19 protein-coding genes are annotated in these 21,951 nt (G+C 56.8%); 14 read left to right on the top strand and 5 right to left on the bottom strand.

The features are described from left to right. The first annotated feature begins 119 nt into the window (after positions 1–119). Positions 120–794, top strand: a complete 675-nt coding sequence (locus NAC44_RS20240; RefSeq protein WP_250943383.1) for a response regulator transcription factor — start codon at positions 120–122, stop codon at positions 792–794. Next, entirely contained in the window at positions 791–2,173 is a 1,383-nt protein-coding gene (locus NAC44_RS20235; RefSeq protein WP_250943382.1) for a sensor histidine kinase, read from the top strand. The genes NAC44_RS20240 and NAC44_RS20235 overlap by 4 nt, the downstream gene beginning before the upstream one ends. 22 nt (positions 2,174–2,195) lie before the next feature. Here NAC44_RS20235 and NAC44_RS20230 read toward each other — a convergent pair whose 3' ends face one another. Then, a complete protein-coding gene (locus NAC44_RS20230; RefSeq protein WP_250943381.1) occupies positions 2,196–3,254 on the bottom strand; it encodes an ABC transporter substrate-binding protein in 1,059 nt (352 codons plus the stop codon). Between the two features lie 255 nt (positions 3,255–3,509). Between NAC44_RS20230 and NAC44_RS20225 the strand changes: the two genes are divergently transcribed. The 4 genes from NAC44_RS20225 (at position 3,510) to NAC44_RS21460 (ending at position 6,901) form a co-directional block, all read left to right on the top strand. Further along, complete coding sequence (locus NAC44_RS20225) at positions 3,510–4,343, top strand: ABC transporter ATP-binding protein (RefSeq protein WP_250943380.1); 834 nt, start codon at positions 3,510–3,512, stop codon at positions 4,341–4,343. Then, positions 4,343–5,233: an ABC transporter permease gene (locus NAC44_RS20220; protein WP_250943379.1), complete on the top strand. Its 891-nt coding sequence runs from the start codon at positions 4,343–4,345 to the stop codon at positions 5,231–5,233. The genes NAC44_RS20225 and NAC44_RS20220 overlap by 1 nt, the downstream gene beginning before the upstream one ends. A gap of 62 nt (positions 5,234–5,295) precedes the next feature. Next, positions 5,296–6,327, top strand: a complete 1,032-nt coding sequence (locus NAC44_RS20215) for an ABC transporter substrate-binding protein (protein ID WP_250943378.1) — start codon at positions 5,296–5,298, stop codon at positions 6,325–6,327. Positions 6,328–6,688: 361 nt separating this feature from the next. Continuing rightward, positions 6,689–6,901 carry a DDE-type integrase/transposase/recombinase gene (locus NAC44_RS21460; protein ID WP_420839999.1) on the top strand — a complete coding sequence of 71 codons (213 nt, stop codon included), beginning with the start codon at positions 6,689–6,691 and terminating at the stop codon, positions 6,899–6,901. 305 nt (positions 6,902–7,206) lie between these two features. On the opposite strand, the gene NAC44_RS20210 is transcribed toward NAC44_RS21460, so the two are convergent. The 4 genes from NAC44_RS20210 to NAC44_RS20195 are packed head-to-tail and all read right to left on the bottom strand — an operon-like array spanning position 7,207 to position 9,260. After that, positions 7,207–8,337, bottom strand: coding sequence for a site-specific integrase (locus NAC44_RS20210; RefSeq protein ID WP_250943377.1), 1,131 nt, complete (start codon positions 8,335–8,337; stop codon positions 7,207–7,209). Beyond that, positions 8,334–8,582 carry a type II toxin-antitoxin system Phd/YefM family antitoxin gene (locus NAC44_RS20205; protein ID WP_250943376.1) on the bottom strand — a complete coding sequence of 83 codons (249 nt, stop codon included), beginning with the start codon at positions 8,580–8,582 and terminating at the stop codon, positions 8,334–8,336. Before NAC44_RS20205 ends, NAC44_RS20210 begins: the two co-directional genes overlap by 4 nt. Positions 8,583–8,592: 10 nt before the next feature. Next, positions 8,593–8,970 carry a type II toxin-antitoxin system VapC family toxin gene (locus tag NAC44_RS20200; protein WP_250943375.1) on the bottom strand — a complete coding sequence of 126 codons (378 nt, stop codon included), beginning with the start codon at positions 8,968–8,970 and terminating at the stop codon, positions 8,593–8,595. Then, positions 8,967–9,260, bottom strand: coding sequence for a type II toxin-antitoxin system Phd/YefM family antitoxin (locus NAC44_RS20195; protein ID WP_250943374.1), 294 nt, complete (start codon positions 9,258–9,260; stop codon positions 8,967–8,969). The genes NAC44_RS20200 and NAC44_RS20195 overlap by 4 nt, the downstream gene beginning before the upstream one ends. 188 nt (positions 9,261–9,448) lie before the next feature. Between NAC44_RS20195 and NAC44_RS20190 the strand changes: the two genes are divergently transcribed. The 8 genes from NAC44_RS20190 to NAC44_RS20155 all read left to right on the top strand — a co-directional run bounded on the left by NAC44_RS20190 (position 9,449) and on the right by NAC44_RS20155 (position 21,753). Further along, on the top strand, positions 9,449–10,588 hold the full coding sequence (locus NAC44_RS20190; RefSeq protein WP_250943373.1) for an RHE_PE00001 family protein: 1,140 nt from the start codon (positions 9,449–9,451) through the stop codon (positions 10,586–10,588). Between the two features lie 124 nt (positions 10,589–10,712). Further along, positions 10,713–11,189: a hypothetical protein gene (locus NAC44_RS20185; protein WP_250943372.1), complete on the top strand. Its 477-nt coding sequence runs from the start codon at positions 10,713–10,715 to the stop codon at positions 11,187–11,189. Between the two features lie 146 nt (positions 11,190–11,335). Beyond that, positions 11,336–15,925 (top strand): HTH domain-containing protein, encoded by a 4,590-nt coding sequence (locus NAC44_RS20180; protein ID WP_338022111.1) that lies wholly within the window; start codon positions 11,336–11,338, stop codon positions 15,923–15,925. Further along, positions 15,922–17,841: a hypothetical protein gene (locus tag NAC44_RS20175; protein ID WP_250943370.1), complete on the top strand. Its 1,920-nt coding sequence runs from the start codon at positions 15,922–15,924 to the stop codon at positions 17,839–17,841. The genes NAC44_RS20180 and NAC44_RS20175 overlap by 4 nt, the downstream gene beginning before the upstream one ends. A 115-nt stretch (positions 17,842–17,956) precedes the next feature. Further along, positions 17,957–18,832, top strand: coding sequence for an HNH endonuclease (locus NAC44_RS20170; protein WP_250943369.1), 876 nt, complete (start codon positions 17,957–17,959; stop codon positions 18,830–18,832). Between the two features lie 339 nt (positions 18,833–19,171). Further along, entirely contained in the window at positions 19,172–19,663 is a 492-nt protein-coding gene (locus NAC44_RS20165; RefSeq protein ID WP_250943368.1) for a MarR family transcriptional regulator, read from the top strand. Positions 19,664–19,786: 123 nt separating this feature from the next. Then, a complete protein-coding gene (locus NAC44_RS20160; RefSeq protein ID WP_250943367.1) occupies positions 19,787–20,446 on the top strand; it encodes an Abi family protein in 660 nt (219 codons plus the stop codon). A gap of 77 nt (positions 20,447–20,523) precedes the next feature. Then, positions 20,524–21,753, top strand: a complete 1,230-nt coding sequence (locus NAC44_RS20155; protein WP_250943366.1) for an HNH endonuclease — start codon at positions 20,524–20,526, stop codon at positions 21,751–21,753. The last annotated feature ends 198 nt before the right edge of the window (positions 21,754–21,951 follow it).

Below are 21,951 nucleotides of genomic sequence, written 5' to 3'. Positions count from 1 at the left end.
CCCGTTTTACCGTCGCAAATTTGGATCGACAAAACCACACATCAAAAATACGATCGTTAAGCAAACTACTTAAGGCTGTAATGCCGGGTTTAGGGTCCAAGAGGGAGGAGGCAGAAACCATGCGGCTCTTGTTGGTGGAGGATAACGCTACACTTTCCGAATGGCTCGCGAAATTGCTTCGTAGCGAGCATTACGTCGTCGACTGCGTTGCCGATGGTGCAGTTGCATTGGATGGAATGGATCTTGCGAACTACGACCTGGCTATCATCGACCTCGGCCTTCCGACCATGAGCGGGCAGGATCTGATCCGTCGCATTCGAGCACGCGGCCTCGCCATGCCGGTGATGATCCTGACTGCGGAGGACAGGCTCAGCACACGCGTAGAAGGGCTCAACATCGGCGCGGACGACTACATGACCAAACCGTTCGAGATCGAGGAACTCGATGCAAGGCTGAAGGCGCTGTTGCGCCGCTCCCGTCTCTCGATGGTACAGGAGTTGCGCTTCGGTCCCCTGGCCTACAGTATGACGACCCGGAATTTCTCGATTGATGGCGAGCCTCTCGCCGTTTCCCAACGTGAACACGCCCTTTTGGAAATCCTTTTGCGCCATAGCGGCGCGACGATTAGCAAGGAAATCCTCCTCGAAGGCATGTATGGCATGGATGACGAGGTCAGTCCGGCAACCATCGAGGTGAACATTCACAGGCTGCGCAAGAAGCTCGAGAAGACGGCTCTTTCTATTGAGACCGTGCGTGGGCTCGGTTATCTTCTGCGGCTCGCGCGACCGATATGATGCGGCTTTTTTCCCGCCGGAGCCTGCGTCTGAACCTGTTGCTCCGGGTCATGCTGCCATTAGCCGGCGTGCTGTCACTAACCCTTTGGTTCTCCGCCGGGTCGGCTTCCCGGCAGGCTGACCGCCTAAACGAGCAACAATTGCTGGCCTCGGCCCGCGTGATCGCAGAACAGGTCCGCTTCGAAAACGGACGTATCCGGGCCGCGGTGCCGCCTTCAGCGCTTGAACTCTTTGCCTCAGACAGCCACGACGAAGTCGCCTATCGGGTGGAAACGGTGGATGGGCGTCTTGTGGTCGGATTTCTCGATCTGCCTATCCCTTCCGCCTCCATCCGGGACTTTAAATATCTTTTTTATCCAGCCATGTTCCGCGACGAGACCATGCGCGCTATTGCCCTGCGCCAGCCGATCGTAACTCCGGAGGGTTCGACTTCGGTCCTGGTCTTGGTCGGGGAAACACTCAAGAGCCGCGATGCGTTGGAATGGCAGCTCTGGCTACGCGCGTTTGTGGAACAGGCGGGCGTCGTGCTCGTGGCTGCCTTTCTCATCTGGATTGGCATCAGCCGCGAACTTCGCCCTCTGCTGGCGCTGCGCGAGGCAGTATTGTCACGCCCTGCCGATCACCTTGAGCCGTTCGACTCGGATACGGTCCAGTTAGAACTGCACCCGCTCGTCGAGGCGATCAACAGCCATATGGCACGCCTTCTGGAAGTCGTTGGACGTCAGCGCCGATTTCTCGATGCCGCAGCCCATCAGCTAAGAACGCCGCTCGCCGTCATGAAAACCCAGATCGCCTATTCCCTTCGCGCCAAGGCCGAGGAGGAGCGGCGCGACGCTCTTGCGGCCGTCGGCGAAGGTCTGGACGGCATGTCCCGGATGACGTTGCAGCTCTTGGCGCTGGCGCGGGTGGAAAACATCCGCAACCTGCCGCCGCGCGAGGTCGACATGCGCGCGCTTGTGCGTGAGATCGTAGGTTCCGCAGTGCCGAGAGCGCTCGACCAAGGTGTGGCCCTGGTCGTCGATGCCTCGGAACCGGCCCCTGTCATGGTTCGCGAGCGGCTGTTGCGCGAGCTTGTGAGCAATCTGGTCGAAAATGCCATTACCCATGCCGGCAGCGGCGCTACTGCCACGATCTCGCTTGCGCCCGAAGTCGATCGCGTCGTCTTCAAGGTCGAGGACGACGGCGAAGGACCTGGGGAAGACGATCTATCCCATCTCACGCGCCGTTTTCAGCGGGGGGCCAATGCGGCTTCGAGCGGATCTGGTCTCGGCCTGTCGATTGTCGCGGAGATTGCCGATATCTGCAAGGGCGAATTGACGCTCTATCGTCCAGCAAGCGGCAAAGGCTTTGGGGCGAGGGTTGTTCTACCTGGGCCTTAAGAAAGACAATAGCCAACCCTCATCAGCGTTGGGGAACCTGTTCGACGAAACGGTCAGAATAGGTCCTCGACAGGTCGATCTGCTTGCCGCGCACATTGTCGTTGAATTGCTTGAGAACGGAAAGAACGGTCTGCGGTCCGCGCTGCGGCATGCGACCATCAATCGTGAACATCGCCTTGCCGCTTTCGAGCGCCTGGACGTAGAGTACCTTGTCACCAGCATAAAAATCGTGCGGGACGTGTTCGGCGATCTCTTCAGCCGTATGACCAGCGATAAAGCGGAGGGCGCGAACCAGAGCGTTTGCAAGCTTCTGCGCGGTCTCGGGATGACTGTCGACCCAGGCTGTCTGGACATAAAGACAGGCTGCGGGATAGATGCCGCCAAGTGCCGCCCGCGTTCCCTCCGCATTGCGCATATCTATCATTACATGGGCAAGGCCAAGCTTGATCAGGCGGGAGACGGTAGGCTCCGTTGTCATGGCAGCTTCGACCCGGTTCTGTTTCATTGCCGAGATAAGGCTGTCGCCAGCGCCGATCGGATCAGGAAAGACGCTGTCGAAGGATAAGCCAGCCTTGCCGAGGAGATATTCTGTCAGAAAATCGGTTGATGAGCCGAGATCAGTGATGCCGACATGCATACCCTTCAGATCGGCCATTGTCCTTAAGTGTGCAAGGCGATTGGAGATCATCTCCACCTCGCCAGGCGAGGAGGAGAACTGGACGATGCTTTCGGTATATTTTCCAAGCCCCTGAAGGTCGATCGTATGGTCGTAGAAGCCGATGACACCCTGCACGGCCCCGGCCAGCATTTCATCGGCGGCCTCGACGCCCGCCGGCTCGCTGAGCAGATGAACCGTCAAACCCTCATCGTCAAAATAGCCGAGTCGATCAGCCAGAACGGCAGGCAGATAGATCTGCTTCTCGATACCGCCGACCATTAACGATACATCTTCGGCCTTGGCGCTGGCCAAAAAAACAGGACCAACAAAAAACGCCACCGCCAGAGCAGTCGCTCCCCGGCAAAATGCGCGAGCAATGGCGCCTTGCCTGTCTAACGTGCCGACACGCTGCCGTGGCCGCATGATTGGCCTCCTCCTACCCGTGCATTTCTATAGAACTGAAAGGTGGGTGTAAGCAAGCAATGTTATTACCTTTTCACGGAGGAGACATTCAGGACAAATAGACGGAGAATACAATGCGGCGTAAAACGCCGCTTCAGAGGCGAGATACAAAATAAATCGAATATTTATTCGCATATTCTTGTCGCGGATCGACTTTTTGCGCCTCATTGAAACGGTTCTTTGTCGAAATGTCCTTCTCCTCCGAATGGAGGAACCATGACAGATATTACTGAAGGACAGGCGGGTATTGAACTGTCCAACGTAACGAAACGTTTCGTCTCGCCGACAGGTGTCGCCATGACGGCGCTACGTAACGTCAATCTTACCGTAGAGCCCGGCCAATTTTGCGCCATTGTTGGTCCGACCGGATGCGGCAAATCGACGACTCTGACAATGGCGGCAGGGCTCGACATGCCGAGCGCCGGCATCGTCAAAGTTGGCGGCAAAGTTGTCGATGGGCTGACGAAAGGAGCCGGCTTCGTCTTTCAGAGCGACGCGCTCCTGCCTTGGAAATCGGTCCTGACCAATGTCGCGCTCGGCCCCATCTTTCGGGGTGTCGACAAGGCAGAGGCAAATGCCGAGGCGCAGGACTGGCTGAAGACCGTCGGCCTTTCCGGTTTCGAAAACCATTATCCGCACCAGCTTTCCGGCGGGATGCGCAAGCGGGTAAGTCTTGCCGCGGCTTTGATCAACAAGCCATCCATGCTGCTGATGGACGAACCCTTTTCGGCGCTCGACGTTCAAACGCGCGCCATCATGTCGAACGAACTTCTGACGCTTTGGGAAAAGACGAGACCGTCTGTGATGTTTGTTACCCATGACCTCGAGGAGGCGATTGCTTTGGCTGATCGCGTGGTCGTGATCTCGGCCGGGCCAGGGACCGTGAAGGCCGTCTTCGACATCGATTTGCCCAGGCCGCGCGGCGAAGTCCAGGAAATCCGTTTCCTGCCGCGCTTCCTCGAACTCTATCAGATGATCTGGAACGCGCTGCGCGAAGAAGTGGAGCGTGCCTACTCCAAAACGACGGACACTGCCAGGGGAGCTGCGTGATGGCGATTGCCGATCTTGTTGATAATCCACGCGCCGAGACACTTTCACAGGAAGAACGGAGCGTCGTTGAGAGTGCACGTAAGCGGGCGGCCAAGCGGAAGCGTGCTGTTCTGGTCGGACGCGTCCTTCTGCTGGTCGTTTTTCTGGGCGCCTGGGAATTGGCCGCGGATAAGGGCTTTCTCGATCCCTTCTTTTTCGGTTCGCCGATCGGCATTGTCGAGCGGCTCGCAGACTGGTTCGTCAATGGCACCGCCTATGGGTCACTGTGGCTTCAGGTGGGCATTACCCTGGAAGAATCGTTGCTAGGCTTCCTGGTCGGCGTTGTCAGCGGAATTTTCTTTGGCGTCGTGCTCGGCGAAATTCCTTACCTGGCCGATGTGATTGGGCCATATATCAAGGTTGTCAACGCCCTGCCGCGTATCGTTCTCGGCTCGATCTTCGTGATGTGGCTCGGCCTTGGCCTGCCATCGAAGGTTCTTCTGGCTGCGGTGCTGGTCTTCTTCGTGGTCTTCTTCAATGCTTTCCAGGGAGTACGAAGCGTCGATCGGAACCTGATCGCTAATATGCGCATTCTCGGGGCTTCACGCATGCAACTGGTACAATATGTGGTGTTTCCGTCCGCGATGACGTGGATCATCGCGAGCCTGCATGTTGCACTAGGCTTCTCCATAATCGGTGCAATCGTCGGCGAATTCTTGGGAGCGGAAAAGGGGCTCGGCCTCGTTATCGCCACGGCGCAGAATACGTTCGATGCCAACGGCGTTTTCGGCGCGATGCTCCTAATCGGACTGCTCGCACTCGGCGCGGAGGCCATTATGGCAAAAATCGAGAAGCGACTCCTTGCTTGGCAACCGGCCCATTCACGCGAGCAGACGGCGCAAGGGCTATAACTCCGTTCGCCGCGGACCCACCAGAACTATCGAATCATAAACCATGAAAAGGGAGTGAAACCATGGTGAAAAGTATAAAGTCGACCGCAGTTGTGATGGTGGCACTGATGGCTTCGGCTTTAGCAGTCCATGCGGAAGACGCAATGCCAACCGTCAAGCTAATGGTGGGTGGGATCGATAAGCAGATCTATCTGCCTTACCAGCTCGCCCAAGGGCTTGGCTATTACAAGAAGTACGGCGTGAACGTCGAGCTAAGCACCGAGACGGCTGGCGGCGTAGGGGCCGAAGATGCGGTTGCCTCGGGCGAGGTGGAAATGGCTGGAGCCTGGTACGTGCATACCATTGACTTTCAAATGCATGGGAAAAAGGTGATCGGTATCGTCCAGCTTTCCGGAGCACCGGGCGAACGAGAAATGTGCGCGAAGGGCGCAAATATAAAGACACCTAGCGACTGGAAGGGCAAGGCCGTCGGCGTGACCGATATCGGCTCCGGCACCGACGATTTGACACTCTATATGGCCGCGCGCGACAAGCTGACGTCGAAGGACTTTACGCGGGTTTCGGTTGGTGCAGGAGCAACTCTTATCGCGGCTCTTCAGCATGGCAAGATCGTCTGCGGCATGACCACACAACCCACAGTCAACGCAATAGAAAAGAAAGGCATAGGCTACTCCGCCTTCGATCTCGCCTCGACCGACGGCGCGACCAAATGGCTCGGCGGCACATGGCCGACCGCGTCGGTTCTTGCTCGCGCTGACTGGGTTGAAAAGAACAAGGCAACGACGCAGAAAGTGGTCAATGCTCTAGTTGCGACCATGCATTACATTGCAACACATTCGGCTGCCGATATCGCCGACCATCTGCCGCCCGCCTTCACGAGCAATCCACTTTCTACCAAGCAGGAATATATCGATGCCCTCAGCAAGGATAAAGGGCAGTTCCTGCCCGACGGGATGATGCCAAAGGGTGGACCCGAAACAGTTCTGGCGGTCGAAAAGGCTGCGGGCAAGGTCAAGGGAAATGTCGACCTCGCCGCGACCTACACCGACGAGTTTGTCATCGCCGCCAATAAGGCTGAAGGCTACACCAAGTAGCATCTATTTCGATAACGCAAATGTTGGAGGGCTGAATTGGCCCTCCTTTTTTACGTCTATTTTGCTGATGCTAAATGAAAACATATATATCATATTTATTTTGGCTCTGTCGCAAATATTCCGCGCAGCTATGCAATGGGTTCCGTCGTCAACTTTCAGTTTATCTGATCGGGTCATAGATCTCGGCTGATTTCAGCATTACAGATTGAGGTTTTCGAAGATAATTGATTTCAAATACAGAAATTGCCCAAAAGACGTAATTTTATACGCGTTGTTTTTCTACGTCCCATATGCATCCTAGCATCGTGATCTGGAAAAGATTACGGCTGAGCGGGGGGCGTCGATCATACGACGAGTCCAGATGGGTGGTGAAATATCCCCCCTTATTGCACTTGAGGCCCATCGTCGGAAATCAGCGACCAGCAACTCATGGCGAATGGACGAGATATATGTCAAGGTAAATGGCAAGTTGGTCTATCTTCATCGAGCGTTCGAAAAGCGCAGCAAAACCCTTAATTTCATGCTGTCCGAGCACCGCAGCCAGCACCTTCTTCGACGGTACCATAGCCAATAATTCAAGATCAAATAGTTAGCAAGGCAGGCAACCGGCAGACGACGCCGGGATCGCTAAATTTATATCTCATCAAACTCGCGCGTTTGGGTGGTTACCTTACAAGAACATCAGATTCGCTCCCAGGGAATATGGTTGTCTGACGTGGTCTCAGCCGGCAGACAGACATTCGCCTCGGAACTAAATGGCCGCGACACTCAGATGTGGGTAATTGCAAGCCTCATCGGAGGCTTACGGACTGTCTCGTCTGGAAAGATCTGCAAGCGTTAACCCCTTAGTCCACCCCGTCAATGGTGTCAGTCCACGACTCAATCCAGCAACCGCGACGCCCGGCCACTGCGCCGTTGGGCGTTGTTGTAGTATTCCGACGCCTGCTGCACGGATCGATGGCGCGACTGCTCCATTGCCTCCGGCAACGGAATGCCGCGATTGGCCGCTTCGGTGAGATAGCCTGATCGCAGACCATGGGCGGAAAATTCCGCCGGATCCAATCCCGCCAGAAGCGCGCGCTGCTTGACGATATCGTTGACGGCCTTTGGGTCGAGTGCGCGAGGAGAGACATTGCCCCAGCGATCGATCCCCCGGAACACACTGCCGCGATCAATGCGCGCAGCAGCCATCCAGGTATTCAGCGCCTCGACGGGCCGACCAGTGAGATAGACCACTTCGTCATTGTCACCACCGCTGGTCTTGGTGCGTCCCAGATGGATGGACAGCGAAGGGAGCGGAGCGCCGCCATCAACAGGAACGGGAGCTTCCATGGTCAGTTGTTCCTTGCGAAGCCCCGCAATCTCGCTGCGGCGTCGACCGCCGGAGGCAAAGGCGACCATCAGGATAGCGCGATCGCGGAGGTCCTTCAGACTGTCTGTACGGCAGGTGGCCAGCAATCGCTTAAGGACGTCGCCGGTCACCGCCTTGGCGCTCTTGCGCATGCGTGGTCTCGGGGTCGCACGCACAGCAAGCCGGATGGCGGATTTGAGGGCGGGGGAGGCAAAGGCTCCCTGCAATCCCCGCCACTTTGTCAGGGTCGACCAGGTCGCCAGCCGCCGACGGACGGTATCCGGGGCATGGGGTCCAGTCGATCGCAGAAAGCCCTGCAGCCGCAGCTTGTCCTCGACATCACCCGGCATACCATGCTGCGGATCGCTCAATCGTTTCTCCGAATCCCAGAGATGATGGGCAACGAATTTCAGGAGGAGGGCTTCGGGTGCCGGCCACGGCAGAGATGCACCGGTCGCTGCCAGCGACCAGGCCTGGAGGTAGGCGAGATCCGAGGTCAGCGCCCGCAAGGTGTTTTCGCCCATGCCCTGGTTGACGAGGTGCCGGAGTGTCTCAACATCCTCGTCTGTCAACAGTTCTGCGAGTTCGTCGCGTCGATCCATCGGGAGGACTGCGGCAATCGTGTCGAGTTGATGAGCACGGCTGGCAAGACCAGTCATTTGGGCAGCCCGTTTTCATCATAAAAATCGGAGTGGTCGGAGGTTGTGCCTGGCGGCACGCTCTTGCGACCTTCTACTGCCAGTCGCCAAAGGGTCGCTGCGGCAGAAGTCTCTTTGGCGACCGGCGTTAGCCTTGCAACGGGCCTCTCGTCGCGGCAGATCACAATCTCATCGCCCCGATGTGCCAGCTCAATCAATTCCTCGAGCCGGTTCGCCGCTTCCGTTACCTCGACAAGAATTTCCATTGCTCTCTCCTCACCAGACCCGCGCGTGCAGCACCGCATCGAACACCACGTCTGTCGAGACGAGTGCGCAATGCTCCAGTCTGGTTTGTGCTGCAAGGATCCGGTCCCAGGGATCACGATGTTCCCAGTCGAACGCAGCTGCCAATTCGGCATGCATGTCGTTGATGGCAAGGGTTTGCAAGCCGCTGGCGGTGACAGCGGCGCGCAATTCCTGGGGCTTGAGATCAAGCTTCTTCAGCCGCATCTTATTGTCGAGTTCATAGAAAGAAACGGCGCTGACAAGCACGATGTTGCTCTTGTCCTCGATAAGGGCGCGTGCATGCGGTGAAAGGCGCGCACTGCCGATCGTCCACCAATAGACGGCATGGCTGTCGAGCAGGAGCTTCACGGTTTCTTCCCGCCATCGACAGCTTTACCCTGGAAGATCCCGGTGTCATCATTCCAGTCGCCTGCATCGATCGCAGCCTGCTCTGCGTCCTCAGCGTCGAACAGGTCGTCCGAAAGTCCCCGCTGCGCCAGGAGCCCAAAAGGTCGCTTACCGGATCGATCTGCGGGACCGACACGGGCATAGATCTCATTGCCGCGCATGATGATGATCTCTTCACCTTGGTTGGCACGTTCAAGAACCTCGGCAAAGTTCTTGCGCGCCTCACTGATCTTGTAGTGCGTCTGGGGCATCGTTGGCTCCGATTTCAGGCTTGAACGTCAGAATAACACGACGGAAACAGGCGTACAATAGATATGTACATATCATATCCGATAAGGGTTACTTATCGGCGGTGAGCCACCGCGGGCCTCTGTATGCCATGTGGGGAACCGTAGCTATACTATAGCTTTCGTTTAAAGGATCGTTTACCATAAAAACAATGGCTTACGATCTCGCGAAATTGCCCATCCACACCCTGCTGCGGCCGATCTCCGACGCCAGCAGCGCTCTCGCCCGCCTCGATGAGAGGATCTCGCGTTCTCCCGTCGGGCAGGGGTGGATCGAACGCCAAAATTTCACCGACGCCTGCGCCTCCCTGTGGATCGACGGCGAACTCGTCCACCTCGAAGACCTCGTCCTCCACGATGCCACCCGCGACGTCCGCACCCCAACCCACGAACTCACCATTGCCCGCGACGTCCTAAAAACACGCCGGCGCATCGCCGCGCAATCACCGGACTGGGTTTTGTCCCCAGACGGTATCCGAACCTTGCGACAGACCCAGGCGTGGCCTGGACCGTCAGAAGGTTCTGAAAACACCGCGGACCACAGCAGCGTCGAACATGCGAAAATGGTCGAGCGGGAAGGGGAGGGGGACGATAGTGAAGAGGCGGAAAATCTTCCCGGCGTCGATTATGCCGCCATCGATGCGGTCCTGGCCCGATCACAGGCGGCGATCGAGAGCGCCAGACGGCCCGGCGGCGCCAGCGCCGCGGCCGAAAAGGACCCGCTCGTCTATGATCTCGACTCGGACGAAGACGCGCGGCTTGAGGAGTGGCGTGGCGTGTTGCGCCAAGCTGAACACCTGCCGGCGGTGCTGCAGGCGATCATCGCGCTCGATGCCTGGAACGAGCTTTCCGTGCTTCAGCATGCCCCCTGGCTTGGCCGGTTGTTTGCTGCGTCGATCCTGCGCCAAGCCGGCATCACCACCGGTGCGCATCTCGCCGCCATCAATCTCGGCCTCAAAACCATTCCCGTCGATCGGCGCCGGCATCATGATCGCGAGACGCGGTTGCTGGCGATCTCAAGGGCGCTGAAGATTGCCGCGGAGACGGGGCTGAAGGAGCATGACCGGCTGGTGCTGGCGCGGCAGATGATGATGCGGAAGCTTGAGGGACGCCGCACGTCGTCCAGGCTGCCGGAGCTTGTCGACCTTGTCATGGCGCGGCCGCTGATCTCAGCCGGGATGGTGGCGAAAACGCTCGAGGTGACGCCGCAAGGGGCAAGGCGGATCGTGCAGGAACTGGGGTTGCGGGAGATGACGGGCAGGGGGAGGTTTCGGGCGTGGGGGGTGGTTTAACCTCTATGAATGGAGGACTTAGCCCGATGCTGAATTTGGACGAGTTAGGAAAAACAGCCGCCGGTCACCGCTTGCTTCGCGTGTAAATTGGTGGCTTCTTCACCTAAACGGGGTTTGAGGACCGATGTTATTTCCGGATCAGCTTGAAGAACTTGGAAGAAATCCGCCCGGAGAAGCCGTCGCCCGAGCTCTGGCGGAGCTTATAGAGACAGACGAATATCTACTCCGCATCGACGCCAATGAGCGCTCCATTACGTTCCGCTTCGCTCTCTATCTCCAAGCGCATCTGCCCGATTGGACGATAGACTGTGAATATAATCGTGACGGGGTAGAACCCAAGAAGCTTGGGCATCTCGGAATCTATCCCGACAGCGAGGACGATGATGCCAAGACAGTGTTTCCCGACATTATCGTCCACCGTCGGGGTAGTCGAGAGAACTACTTGGTGATCGAATTTAAGAAGTCCACCAGTCGCGTTGACCGAGAGATCGATCTCGCTAAGCTGCAAGGTTACAAGGAGCAGCTTGGCTATCAATTTGCACTGTTCGTTGAAGTTGGGACATACGAGCAAGCTGTTGTTACTCAACTTCGATGGATATAATCCCTAGTGCTACGCCGTTCGATTCACGCCTGGGGAATCGCCTTTCCTCATACTTGTAAACTCGCGCACAGCGTGCTGAATCTCGAAAAACACGTTGAGGTATTGCCCTGGCTGAACTGCGCCCCATCTCTGAAAATTACGAACGCGTGAACCTCCACGTCGTGTTTGTCCATGGCCTTTCCGGACATCTGAACACAACTTGGCAAAGTTCGGATCCTATGGAACCGATGTGGCCCAAATGGCTTGAGGGCGACATTTCAGGGGTCGGTCTATGGCTTGTGGGCTACCCCGCAGCAAAGACCAACTGGGGTGGCCATAGTATGCCTCTCGCCGACCGCGCGGGAAACATTCTGGCATTGTTGTTGGCAGAACCGCGGCTGGCTCAGGGAGATATTGCGTTCGTGACTCATAGCCTCGGCGGGCTGGTGGTTGAGCAGACCCTCCGAACGGCCGAACGGGACTCCGAAACCGACCGCCGGGCGCATAGCTTTCTTTCCCGTGTCAAGAAGGTCGCCTTTCTCGGTACTCCCCACCGAGGCGCGCTTCTGGCGAGCGTTCTCACAAAAATAGGGTCGATCGTCCGTGCATCGGCATCCACCCGAGATCTCGTCACGAACAATCCTCAGCTCCGGGACCTGAACCTGTGGTATCGCGCCTTCAGTGCCAACAACGGCGTTGAAAACTTGCAGCTCGCCGAAGGTCGTCCTGAGACGTTCATGGGGATCAGGCTTCCTGATGTGATAGGTACAATTGTTCAGCCGAATAGCTCGGATGCCGGTTTACCCGAACTTCCCATTTTCGTTGACGAAAGCCATCGGACGATTTGCAGCCCGGCAAGTCGCGGCAGCGAGGTGTATATCCACGTCCGAGACTTCTTGGGAAGACCGCCTGCGCCTGCGCGCGGCAGATCGCGGTTAGTTGAAGCGGTCGAGACCAACACGACGACGCTCCAGGAGCTGATATCGAGTGATAGAGAGAAGATCGAAAAGCTAGGTAGTATCGAGCGATCCATTGAGAACCTGTCCTGGCGGCGCCTTAACCCGGCGCTGGTCGACAGTGAAGTCGAGCGCCGGCTGCAGATACTCAGGAAAACGCGAATGTTCGGCGGCGCGGACCCGATAGCCGGGGCGCGCGAACTTGCGGCTGACTTGCGCACCGGAAACCTTTCAGCATGTAGTGCTCGCGTCAAATCAACAGCTTTGGCCTGGTGCGCAAGACTTCTCGCGCTCACCAACCCCGAGGAGGCAGACGACCTCCTCTTGTCGATTGACGTGCCCGATTCTGAACTTGTCGGTATCGCGCGCAGCCTGTTGACCGCGGCCCAAGGCAAACTGGATGACGCACTTGCCAGTCTGACATCGATGAACACGGAAAAGGCCATTGGCTCAGCCTTCATCCTGGTTCTTCGTGACAAGGGATGGCCAGGTGCGGAGAAGTGGCTTCATGCGTCTGGCCTCGATATCTCAAAGCTCGATAGCGACGCCAGGTTTTACTATATCAAGTCGGCGCTGGAAGGCGAGGACTGGGAGGCGGCTTACGAGGGGAGCCAGAAGCTGTCGGAGTCGGATCTGCAGCGAACCCCCGCATTGCTTTCCGCCCGCGCCGATGCCACCCTGATGCTGGCCGTTCCGGAGGAACTGAGGCTTTTTCTCCTCCAGTTCATGCCGTTCGACCTCTCCACCTACCCACTTCGTGGCGACCCAGCGTCATTCGATTTGCGGCGACGTGCCGTCCAGTATTATGAACAATTGAGAGATGGGATGCGGGAGCTGGGCCTGTCCGCTGTCGCTGCGAACGCTGACGACAAGGCGCTCTGGCTTCGATTGATGGATCCCGAAACCAGAATTGAAGCACGCGACGATCTGCGCAAAAGCCTTCAAGATCCTTCTGTTCTCCTTCGGCGCCTGAACTTCGCCCTCCGCTTTGGTATCGCGGTCGATCTCGACCAAGTTGAGCAGGAAGTTGACCGACAGACCGCGCTGTCAGGGGGCAGCTCTGGGGAGGCCGCGTTCGCTCGTTATGTGCTAGCACATGCCAAACCCACTGCCGCGGAAGCGGCCGCATATCTCGATCGGCATCGATCCCAGCTTCTTCGACATCTCGAGTGGAAGGCTGTCTACTTCTTCGAGATTGAGGCACTCGCAAGAGCCGGAGAGCGCGCAACCGCCGAGGAACGGTTTGCCGAGGCAACTAGCCGCGGCTTGACTGAGCAGGAAACCGCCCAACTGCGGAGGTTGCTTGAAGCGCCCGCTAACGACGATCCTATCAACCATCTGATGAGCACCTTTAAAGCTTCAGGGCTGCTTTCCGATCTCAGAACACTGGTGGTCGAGCTCGACCAAGCTGAGGACTGGGAGAAAATTGCCGAATATGGCAAGCTGCTCCTCGATAAAACAGACGACCTCACCGATGCGCAGCGTTACGCTGGCGCTCTCTATAACCTGGAACGCCAAGAAGAAGTCCTCAAGGTCTTCGATCGCTACCCAGCTCTTCTAGCCACGAGCCCAAAGCTGAAGCTTCTACACGCTCGCGTGCTTGTGGAGCTTGGATATCTCAACGAAGCGCGAACGGCAGTCAGCGCGCTCAGATCCTATAGTGACTCGGAAGTGGCACGCAATCTGTCGGTGACGATTGCCGTCGTCTCGGGTGACTGGGAGTCACTACAAGGGTTTGTCGAAACGGAGTGGACAGAGCGAGATCATCGAACCGCTCTCGAGCTCCTGAGAATGGGTCACCTCGCGCAACAGGTCGGAGCCGCGCGAGCGAAGGAATTCGTGCGGGAAGCAGCAATGCGCAGCCTGGACGACGCGAAGGTTTTGATGGGCGCATACCATATCGCAACTTCTTCTGGCTGGGAAAACACCGACGAGGTTCATGGATGGTTTCAGCGGGCCGCGCAACTGTCGGAGGGAATGGCTGACCCTCCCGTCCTGAAAATGTCGATAGAAGATCTTATCGACGAACAGCCGGAATGGGGCAAGCGAACTTCGGACACATGGGATAATCTTGTTGCAGGCAAGATACCTCTATTCGCTGCGGCTCGCCTGCTGGGGCGCTCGTTGGTTAGCCTTCATCTTCTCCCTGCTGTCGCCAACCTTGTCGAAAGGGATCCCAGAAAGAGGTCGAGCATTTACAGCTTCAGTGGTGCGCGGCGGCCGACGCGGTTTCCACTCCGCGTCGTGGCCATGGATATTACGGCCCTATTGACAGCCGCATTTCTTGACGCTGTCAACGAGGTCCTGTCTTCGGTCGAGACCGTCTTTATACCGCATAACACGCTGTCTCTTCTTTTCGAGGAGAAGTCCAAAATCCTATTCCACCAGCCAAGCCGTGTGGCGGAGGCGCAAAAGCTTCGTCGATTAATTTCAGACGGAAACCTTCGTGTCTTCGAAAGCACGACTCCTCCTCCCGAATCCCTCGCGCGCGAGGTAGGAGATAGCCTCGCTGAGCTGCTTGTAGAAGCTGCATCGCCTCATCACGACGATGGGCGCGCAAGGCTGGTGGTGCGAGGCGGTCCGATCTACAGGGTCAGCACGTTCATGAAAGAAGAGGCTGATCTGCGAGTTTACACCGAGCAGTTATGCAGCTGTCTCGACATCGTGGAAAAGCTATCGCAGAAGGGCCTACTTCGAGTCCAAGAGGTTGAACGTGCTCGCGCCGCCCTCAGCCTGCGTGAGGTGCCATGGGAGCCACCGCGCCAGATCCCTGATGGCGCTGTTGTCTATCTTGATGACTTAACGGTCGCCCATCTTCAGTTTCTTGGATTGTTGAACCAGCTCCATAAGGCGGATCTTGTTCCTATGGTCCACTCCAGTGAGGTTGACGAAATTGATGCCCTCATTGGTCATGACGCCCTTGGCGACGAGCTCCTTGCAGTGGTCGAAAAGCTCAGATCGTCAGTCCGGGAGGCTTTGGATTCAGGGAAAATCAAACTCGGAAAAGCGGTCCGGGTGGACGAAGAAGGTCCACGAGCCGCCATGGCCCACCCTACGCTCGGGGTCCTGCGTTTCGCGGGGCACGTTGATGCAGCCGTCGTTGACGACCGTTTTATCAATCAGCATGCATGGCTAAATGATGATGGGAGCCAAAAGCTAGTTATCGCCACAACCCTGGATGTTCTCAATCACGCGTGCGATCAGGGAAACATTTCGCCGGAACGACTGAGCGAAGCACTTACTAAACTTCGCCAAGCAGCATTCCTGTTCATGCCGATCACCGCGGAAGAGCTGAGTTCGTTGCTCGGCGTCACCGAAATCATCGATGGAAAGGTCATCGAACGCGCTGAGTTAAGAGCGTTGCGGGAAAGCATATTACTCGTGCGAATGAGAGACGTCTTGCAGGTTCCTGGAGAGTTGGCCTGGCTCGAGGACCTGCATGCTGCCTTGGTACGTACCCTTAGCCTGTTATGGCAGGATCCGCTGGACGAATTGGCGGCAAATGCGCGCTCGGACTGGCTCTTGAACGTGCTCGATGTGAAGGGGTGGTCCCATCGCCTCGGCGAATCCAGCACCGAAACCGTCGATCGCTACCGCAGGTGGATCGCCAGCCTCATGCTTCTGTCAGCCTCACGTTCGGAAGAGATCAAAACCGCGTACTGGAACTGGCTTCAGAAGGGTGTTCTGGACACGATCCAGCGCGAAGACCCGGAGACATTTGCCTTTTTGGTCAAGCATGCCAAAGAGGTGGTCTCCGAATTGACCTCTGATCTGGAAACAAAAATTGGAGCTATCTCATGAACGACATCCGGCGAGACCTGATGGCTGAGATTGCTCTTAGTAACATTCCTCCGAGCATCGTTCGTGAATTGTTGGACGATGCGGCATTCGTCAATGAATGGCAGATCCCGATCACAATCAAAATTGCAATCGGCAACAACGGTCCGACTTTCGAGAGGGACCAATTGCTCAATGGGCTCCGAAAAAGCGTAGACGGCCCCGAAGTCGCACAAAAAGTTGTCGATACGAACGGAGAGCCATGGTCGGTTGTCGCAAGTGCCGTTGATGATGAGGTCAGATTCTTTTTGAGCGATGCGACATCGAGGTATCGCTTGAAGTCTTATGCCGCCTTAGCCGCTGATCCTGAGGTCCGACTAAAATGGTTCGGCGCCACCTGCGCCGAAATGAACATCCACGGTGAGCTAGCAGAACTTTGGAATTACCGGCTTGCCCGGCCAGATGCCCTTGGTGACGACGAACTCACCAAGCTTGTTGGCGAACTCGCGTTGATACCCGCAGGGGTGTATCAGGGCTTGAACGCTAGCCTTATGGAGGGGACCGCGGACCTCTCCAATCTCACCCCATCCGATCCCCGGTACTACGAACTCTTGATTGGAAAGATCAACGAGCACGCCACCCTCGATGAATATATCGATGAAGCCTCCCGGATGATCGGCAGATGGCAAGCCTGGAAGCCGGAACAGGGCTTCCGGTTCGCGCTCTCACTGTGCTCGCTTGGGTCAATTTCCAACGCAGTTCAGTTGCCCGATGTCGGAGAAGAGATGCTCGCCGAGATCTTTTCCAGGATTGCGTCAGACGATGATCCACTATCGAAGGTCGCGGCAGTAGAAATTGCGCTCGCGCACTGCGATACGCAGCCCGTACTGGCATCCTTTATTGAGGCGGTGGTCGGGGACATAATCTCCGACGATCCGCACAGGGACGAAAGCGAGTTTGCGCTTCTGTCACGGATGACGGTGCTCACCGCATCCGAGCTTTCCAGGAAAAAAATCTTTCCTCGAAGCCAACCCTATTATCGCAAGCAAGCCTCTCTCGCTCAGGCCTCTGTCATTTTACGGGCTTTCAGCGGCACACCTGTCGATCGCACCGCGGTCGTCCGGTGGGCGGACGGGCTTGGATGGTCCCACGATTTCTACCTTCAAGGTCTCGTCGATTTGCGGCTCGAACCGCGTTGGCTGCCTGACTTCATAAGTGCAGAGCAGATCCGGGCAGATTTTATCGGTCGGATCAGGAATGCCGTAGCAGCAAACGACGATAGAATTACGTGCGACCGTCTTCGCACGCTCCTTGTTGGTCCTGATTCACCGCTCGCAAAGGCGGTGGACTGGCCCTTCGCGAGCCTTCCCAGTCCTTTGGAGGGCTCGACAACGCCGCAAGGAAGAGTACCAGAGCATATTTTGCATCAAGTCCGCGCCTCTCTCGAAGCGGAAACCCTAAGCGCGAACTCATTCGCAGGTCTCGTGAATGTTTCGCTCGTAGACGTCCTACCGTCGGAACTTTCCGCGCTAGCTGCAGCGGGCCTCAGGCGTGTGAAGTTCTCGATAGAGAACCTGGACGACGACGCGCGCGTCTTCAGTCTTATAAGCGGGCTGGCAATTGTTGCTGCAGTCAGTCGAAGTGGTGAACTTGCCGATACGCTTCGTATCCTGACTCGCATATTGCGCCGACGGAAACGCTTTAAACCGAGCGCGAATGATGAAGTTCGGGTGGCGATGATTGCGGCAGCATCTCGTTCCGACCTGGCCCAGTGGTCATCCTTTTGTGGTGAGTGGCTGACCGAGGTCGCATTCGAAATTAGCGACAAGGTGGAAGCCTCGAAGCTACTTTTTATCTTGCGTCAGATCCAAGACCGCGAGGCATCACTCATAAGCCCACTAGCTAAAGCAAACGCCGCCCTCGAGGCTTACTCGTCATAATATTTGCGGTCGTGGGAGGAGAGATATGCCGACAAGCGGACCAAGTATCACTGATATCAAGCTTCTATTTGCGAGATCCGGTAATCGTTGCGCATTTCCGAAGTGCAAAGCTCCGATGGCCCTCGGCGATACGCTGATCGGTGAGGTTTGTCACATCAAAGGCGCTCGTCCGGGCAGCGCTCGTCACGATCCTGCTCAGTCGCCGACCGATCGTCACCTCCGCGAAAATCTGATTTTGATGTGTCCAACTCACCATACGGTGATTGACGATGACGAGTCCTCCTACACGGTCGAGCGCCTTCACCAAATCAAGTATGACCATGAAGGAGGCGCGTCGCCCGTATCTGACGATGAGGTTGCCCGCATCGCGATTTCGCTTCTGCAGAACGTTTCGACCGAAGGGCAGACAGGCGGCCTCTCCGCGCATACCGTCAATGCCGCAAGCATCACGGTGCAAGCTTCGGGGGTAAGCAGCACCCCGCTTAACGAGCGCCAAATTCAGGCCGTCGAGAACCTGTGGCAGATTCTCCGAAATTTCTCGACCGAGTTCGGCATGGTCCTCTTCGTCGATTCCATCCTATTGCCGCAGGAGATGGATGCATACTTCAGTGGCGCAGACGAGATGCCCGTAATGGATTGCGTGCTCGAGTTCCGGGATTTCCAAGCGGCGATCGCAAAGTTGGCGAAAGCCGGTGGTGACGAGGCTTCAAAGGAGCGACCATTCGTCAGCCAGCGACTATGGTCCATATATTTCGTGATCCAAGCGATCTATGGACGAGCATCATTGATGCTGACAAATTCCTATAAGGAAGAGCGATACAAAGATTGGCGCAGCGATAACGGATGTGATCAGTTGCTTAGCGCGGTTCTTCCCGCCCCTGTCGTAGATCACCTCAAAGGACTGCAGGGCAACGGCCTTCGTACCGCGATCGATTATTTGGAGGATCATTTCCTCGTCGAGGCGGGCATGCGGAAGGCCTCGTCAGGTTAAGGGCGATTTCCGCCCCTGCGCTTTTGCTTTAAGAACGCGAAAAACGATGGGGCCATTCAGCGGGACCGCCTCGAGCACCGGCGCGCAGGCGGGTTATCAAAAACAATGCGTAGGGGTAGGGGAGGCTATTACCCTACGGTGGGGGATCGATTTGGCCCAGGTGGGGATGAAAACATCACCACTAAGCATCGTCAGTCAATCAGCCCTAACGGCTAGGTAAACGAATCACGAGTAGGCAGGTGCGGTAGAATTCTATCCCACCTCGCTCCGGCCGCCCTATTGAAGCGCGCGGGTTCTTCCATCACATTCTCGCTACGTTCAACGTTTGCGAGATTTCCAATGACCACTCAAGACAATACCGTCGTCGCCTTTCCGACGAAGTCTGACGAACCAGCGCCCAGTAGCTTCGACAAGATCTGGGGCAAGAAGATCAAAAGTCATGGCTATGCCGCCATCCCGACCATCCTCATCCGCTCCCAGCATCGGCTCGGCATTAACAGCACGCAGTTCTGTCTGCTGATGCATCTGCTCGACCTCTTTTGGTCGCCGGACCGTCCCCCCTTCCCCACTAAGCAGCAGCTGGCCGACCGGATCGGCATCAAGCAGTCCAGTATCAAACCCAACATGAAGGCGCTGGAGAAGGCCGGTCTCATCCAAAGAGTGCAGCATAAAACCTCATCGGGCGACTGGGGCGCCAATACCTACCACCTCGATGGCCTGATCCAGCGTATCAAGGACCTTGAGCCTGAATTCGCCCAAGAGAGAGCCAAGCGGCAGGCAGAGAGGAAACGTGTGGAGACCCCCAAGGGCAAGAGGCTCAAGAAGCAGTAGGGTAGGCCCAGAAACAAATTACCCCGGCCGCATGCCTAGGGCAGAGACGGTACCGGGGTTTACGAAGCAAGATATATACAGGGGTGGGGGACAAATCAACCCCTGGGACCTATGATGAGCACCATGAGCATGGACGAGACCATACCCTACCACGGCATAGAGGACATCCTGTCAGCAGACAGGTTCGGCACCTATCTAGGATGGGCAGGCGGAGACCGCAACAAGGCTGTCTCCCTCTATACCCTCAATGCCCTGTTAAGCGAGAGCCTCCAGCTCCCCCTCCACATGCTGGAGGTGGCATTGCGCAATCGTATCCATCAGGTCATGGCCGAGGCGCATGGCGATACCTGGTTCGACATGCCCAAGCACCAGCTCAACGCCATCCAGCTCGACATGCTCGCCAGAGCCCGCCAGGATCTTGCCGAGAAGGGCAAGGACGACACTCCTACCCGGATCGTTGCAGCGCTCACCTTCGGCTTTTGGACAACCATGCTTGGTAAGGAATACGAGAACCTGTGGCAGCAGACCCTGAAGGACATCGCCAGGCGCGAGGATGGCAAGGGTCTTCGCCGCAAGGACTTCACCAGGCCGCTTGGTCAGATCCGGACCTTGCGCAACCGCCTCGCCCATCATGAGACGGTCCTCTATTGGGATCTGCCGAAGCACTACGGCAATATCCTGCAGATGATAAGCTGGCTGTCGCCGGTCGCGGCCGACTGGTGCCGGGCGTATTGTAGGTTTCAGAGCCTCTATCCCGTCGAGGGCGTCAATTTGATTTCCTAACGAGGATCTGCCGGCGTCCATCGTTCTTATAGATGCGCTGGCATTGTCCTTCCAGACTACGGAGCGAGGAGTGCATTTTGTCCGAAATATTGCCTAAGCGGCGTTGCATTTACTGCTTCCAAGAAAAACCGATTGAGGAGTTCTCCTTGGAGCACATTTGGCCCGATGCGCTGGGCGGAGCGCTCTGTGGGGACTTTTTCAAGACAAGAGAGGTTTGCGAAAAGTGCAATAACGTATGCGGTCTCTTCGTCGACGGCGCGTTCATCAAGAGCTGGTTCGTGCAAATGGAGATCGCAAACCAAAGCTACCAATTCTTGAATCCATCCAAGCCGACCGCGGTGCCTTTGCACTATCTTGGTGTCGAGCCCAGTTTACCAACAGAGGAAGGAGAGATCTGCGAACGATGGCAGGGCCCTGCTGGCGAACGCATCTACCATTTTCACCTTGCTGACGAAGAACGCTGGGATACCTTCGCCGGGGGAGACACGATCCGCCGAAAGAAAAAGGATCCTGGACGGGCTTATCTGGCCTTGACGTCCTCCAACGAATATTGGTCTCTGACCGCGGCCCTCAGCTTCAAGCAACAATTCGCGATGGCCAAAAGATGTGTACTTACTGAGGTCGCGATTGACGACCCAAAGTTCGCGCCGATTTTGCCGGTTCTGTTTCCTCAGGGAGATCCAGCGGATCCACAGCAGGCGCGAGACAAACGTGTCCTGGCGCACGCTCTCTCAAATAATGGCGTTCACACCCGGATACCTGTTCAGGCTGATTTCGATGGCCGATTCCTATGCAAGCTTGCGCTTGGCATTGGACATAGGATCTTCGGCAAACGTCATGGCGAGAGCGGCTATGGTACTGAGCTGCGCAAAGGTCTTTGGGCCAGGCATAGTCGGGAAAGGCGGGAGCTCCGGATTCGTGGAACGGGTATGCTCGGGGACGGGCGGGCCACGGTTGCTCAAGAGTTACGGGAATTCCTGACATGGCCTGGCGCTTGGACGATCTGCATTTGGAACCACGGCGATCGGCTTGCCGCGCACATTCATAGTCCTGGCGGCACCAAGCTCTCGATCGTGATCGCAGAGGAGCTATCCAGCTACCCTGTGATCGATGCCGCAGTCTATAGGGACGGCCAGATCTACATTATTTCACTGCCAGGAGAATCCTTCGTCGGTCCTCTGGCCTTGCCCGAAGTCGTCGCACACAAACTTGGAAACAGAGTTGTTCCCATCCTCCGCGAGATAGAGATTTCCAGGGACAATACGAGCCTCCTTCCACCGAAAAAGCCATCGCCCCCCGCCGACTGAGTCAGAGCGCACCGCAGCACTTACTAGGAATGCAAGGCCGGTCGGAAGAACGGATGGGTCGGTTCGGACCGCTCAAGAGCAAAAAAGGGAAAAGCGGCAAGCCTGGTAAAGCTCCCTCATGCTGCCCATTCCACTACTGACGCTGCTAACCTGGGCTCTGTTGCGAAAATTCCGATTGGTTGTGAAGAGGCATTGCTA

Source organism: Allorhizobium sonneratiae (assembly GCF_023700755.1).
Lineage (GTDB): Bacteria > Pseudomonadota > Alphaproteobacteria > Rhizobiales > Rhizobiaceae > Allorhizobium > Allorhizobium sonneratiae.
Note: the sequence above shows the minus strand (reverse complement) of the source record. Positions and strands in the feature narration are given on the sequence as shown.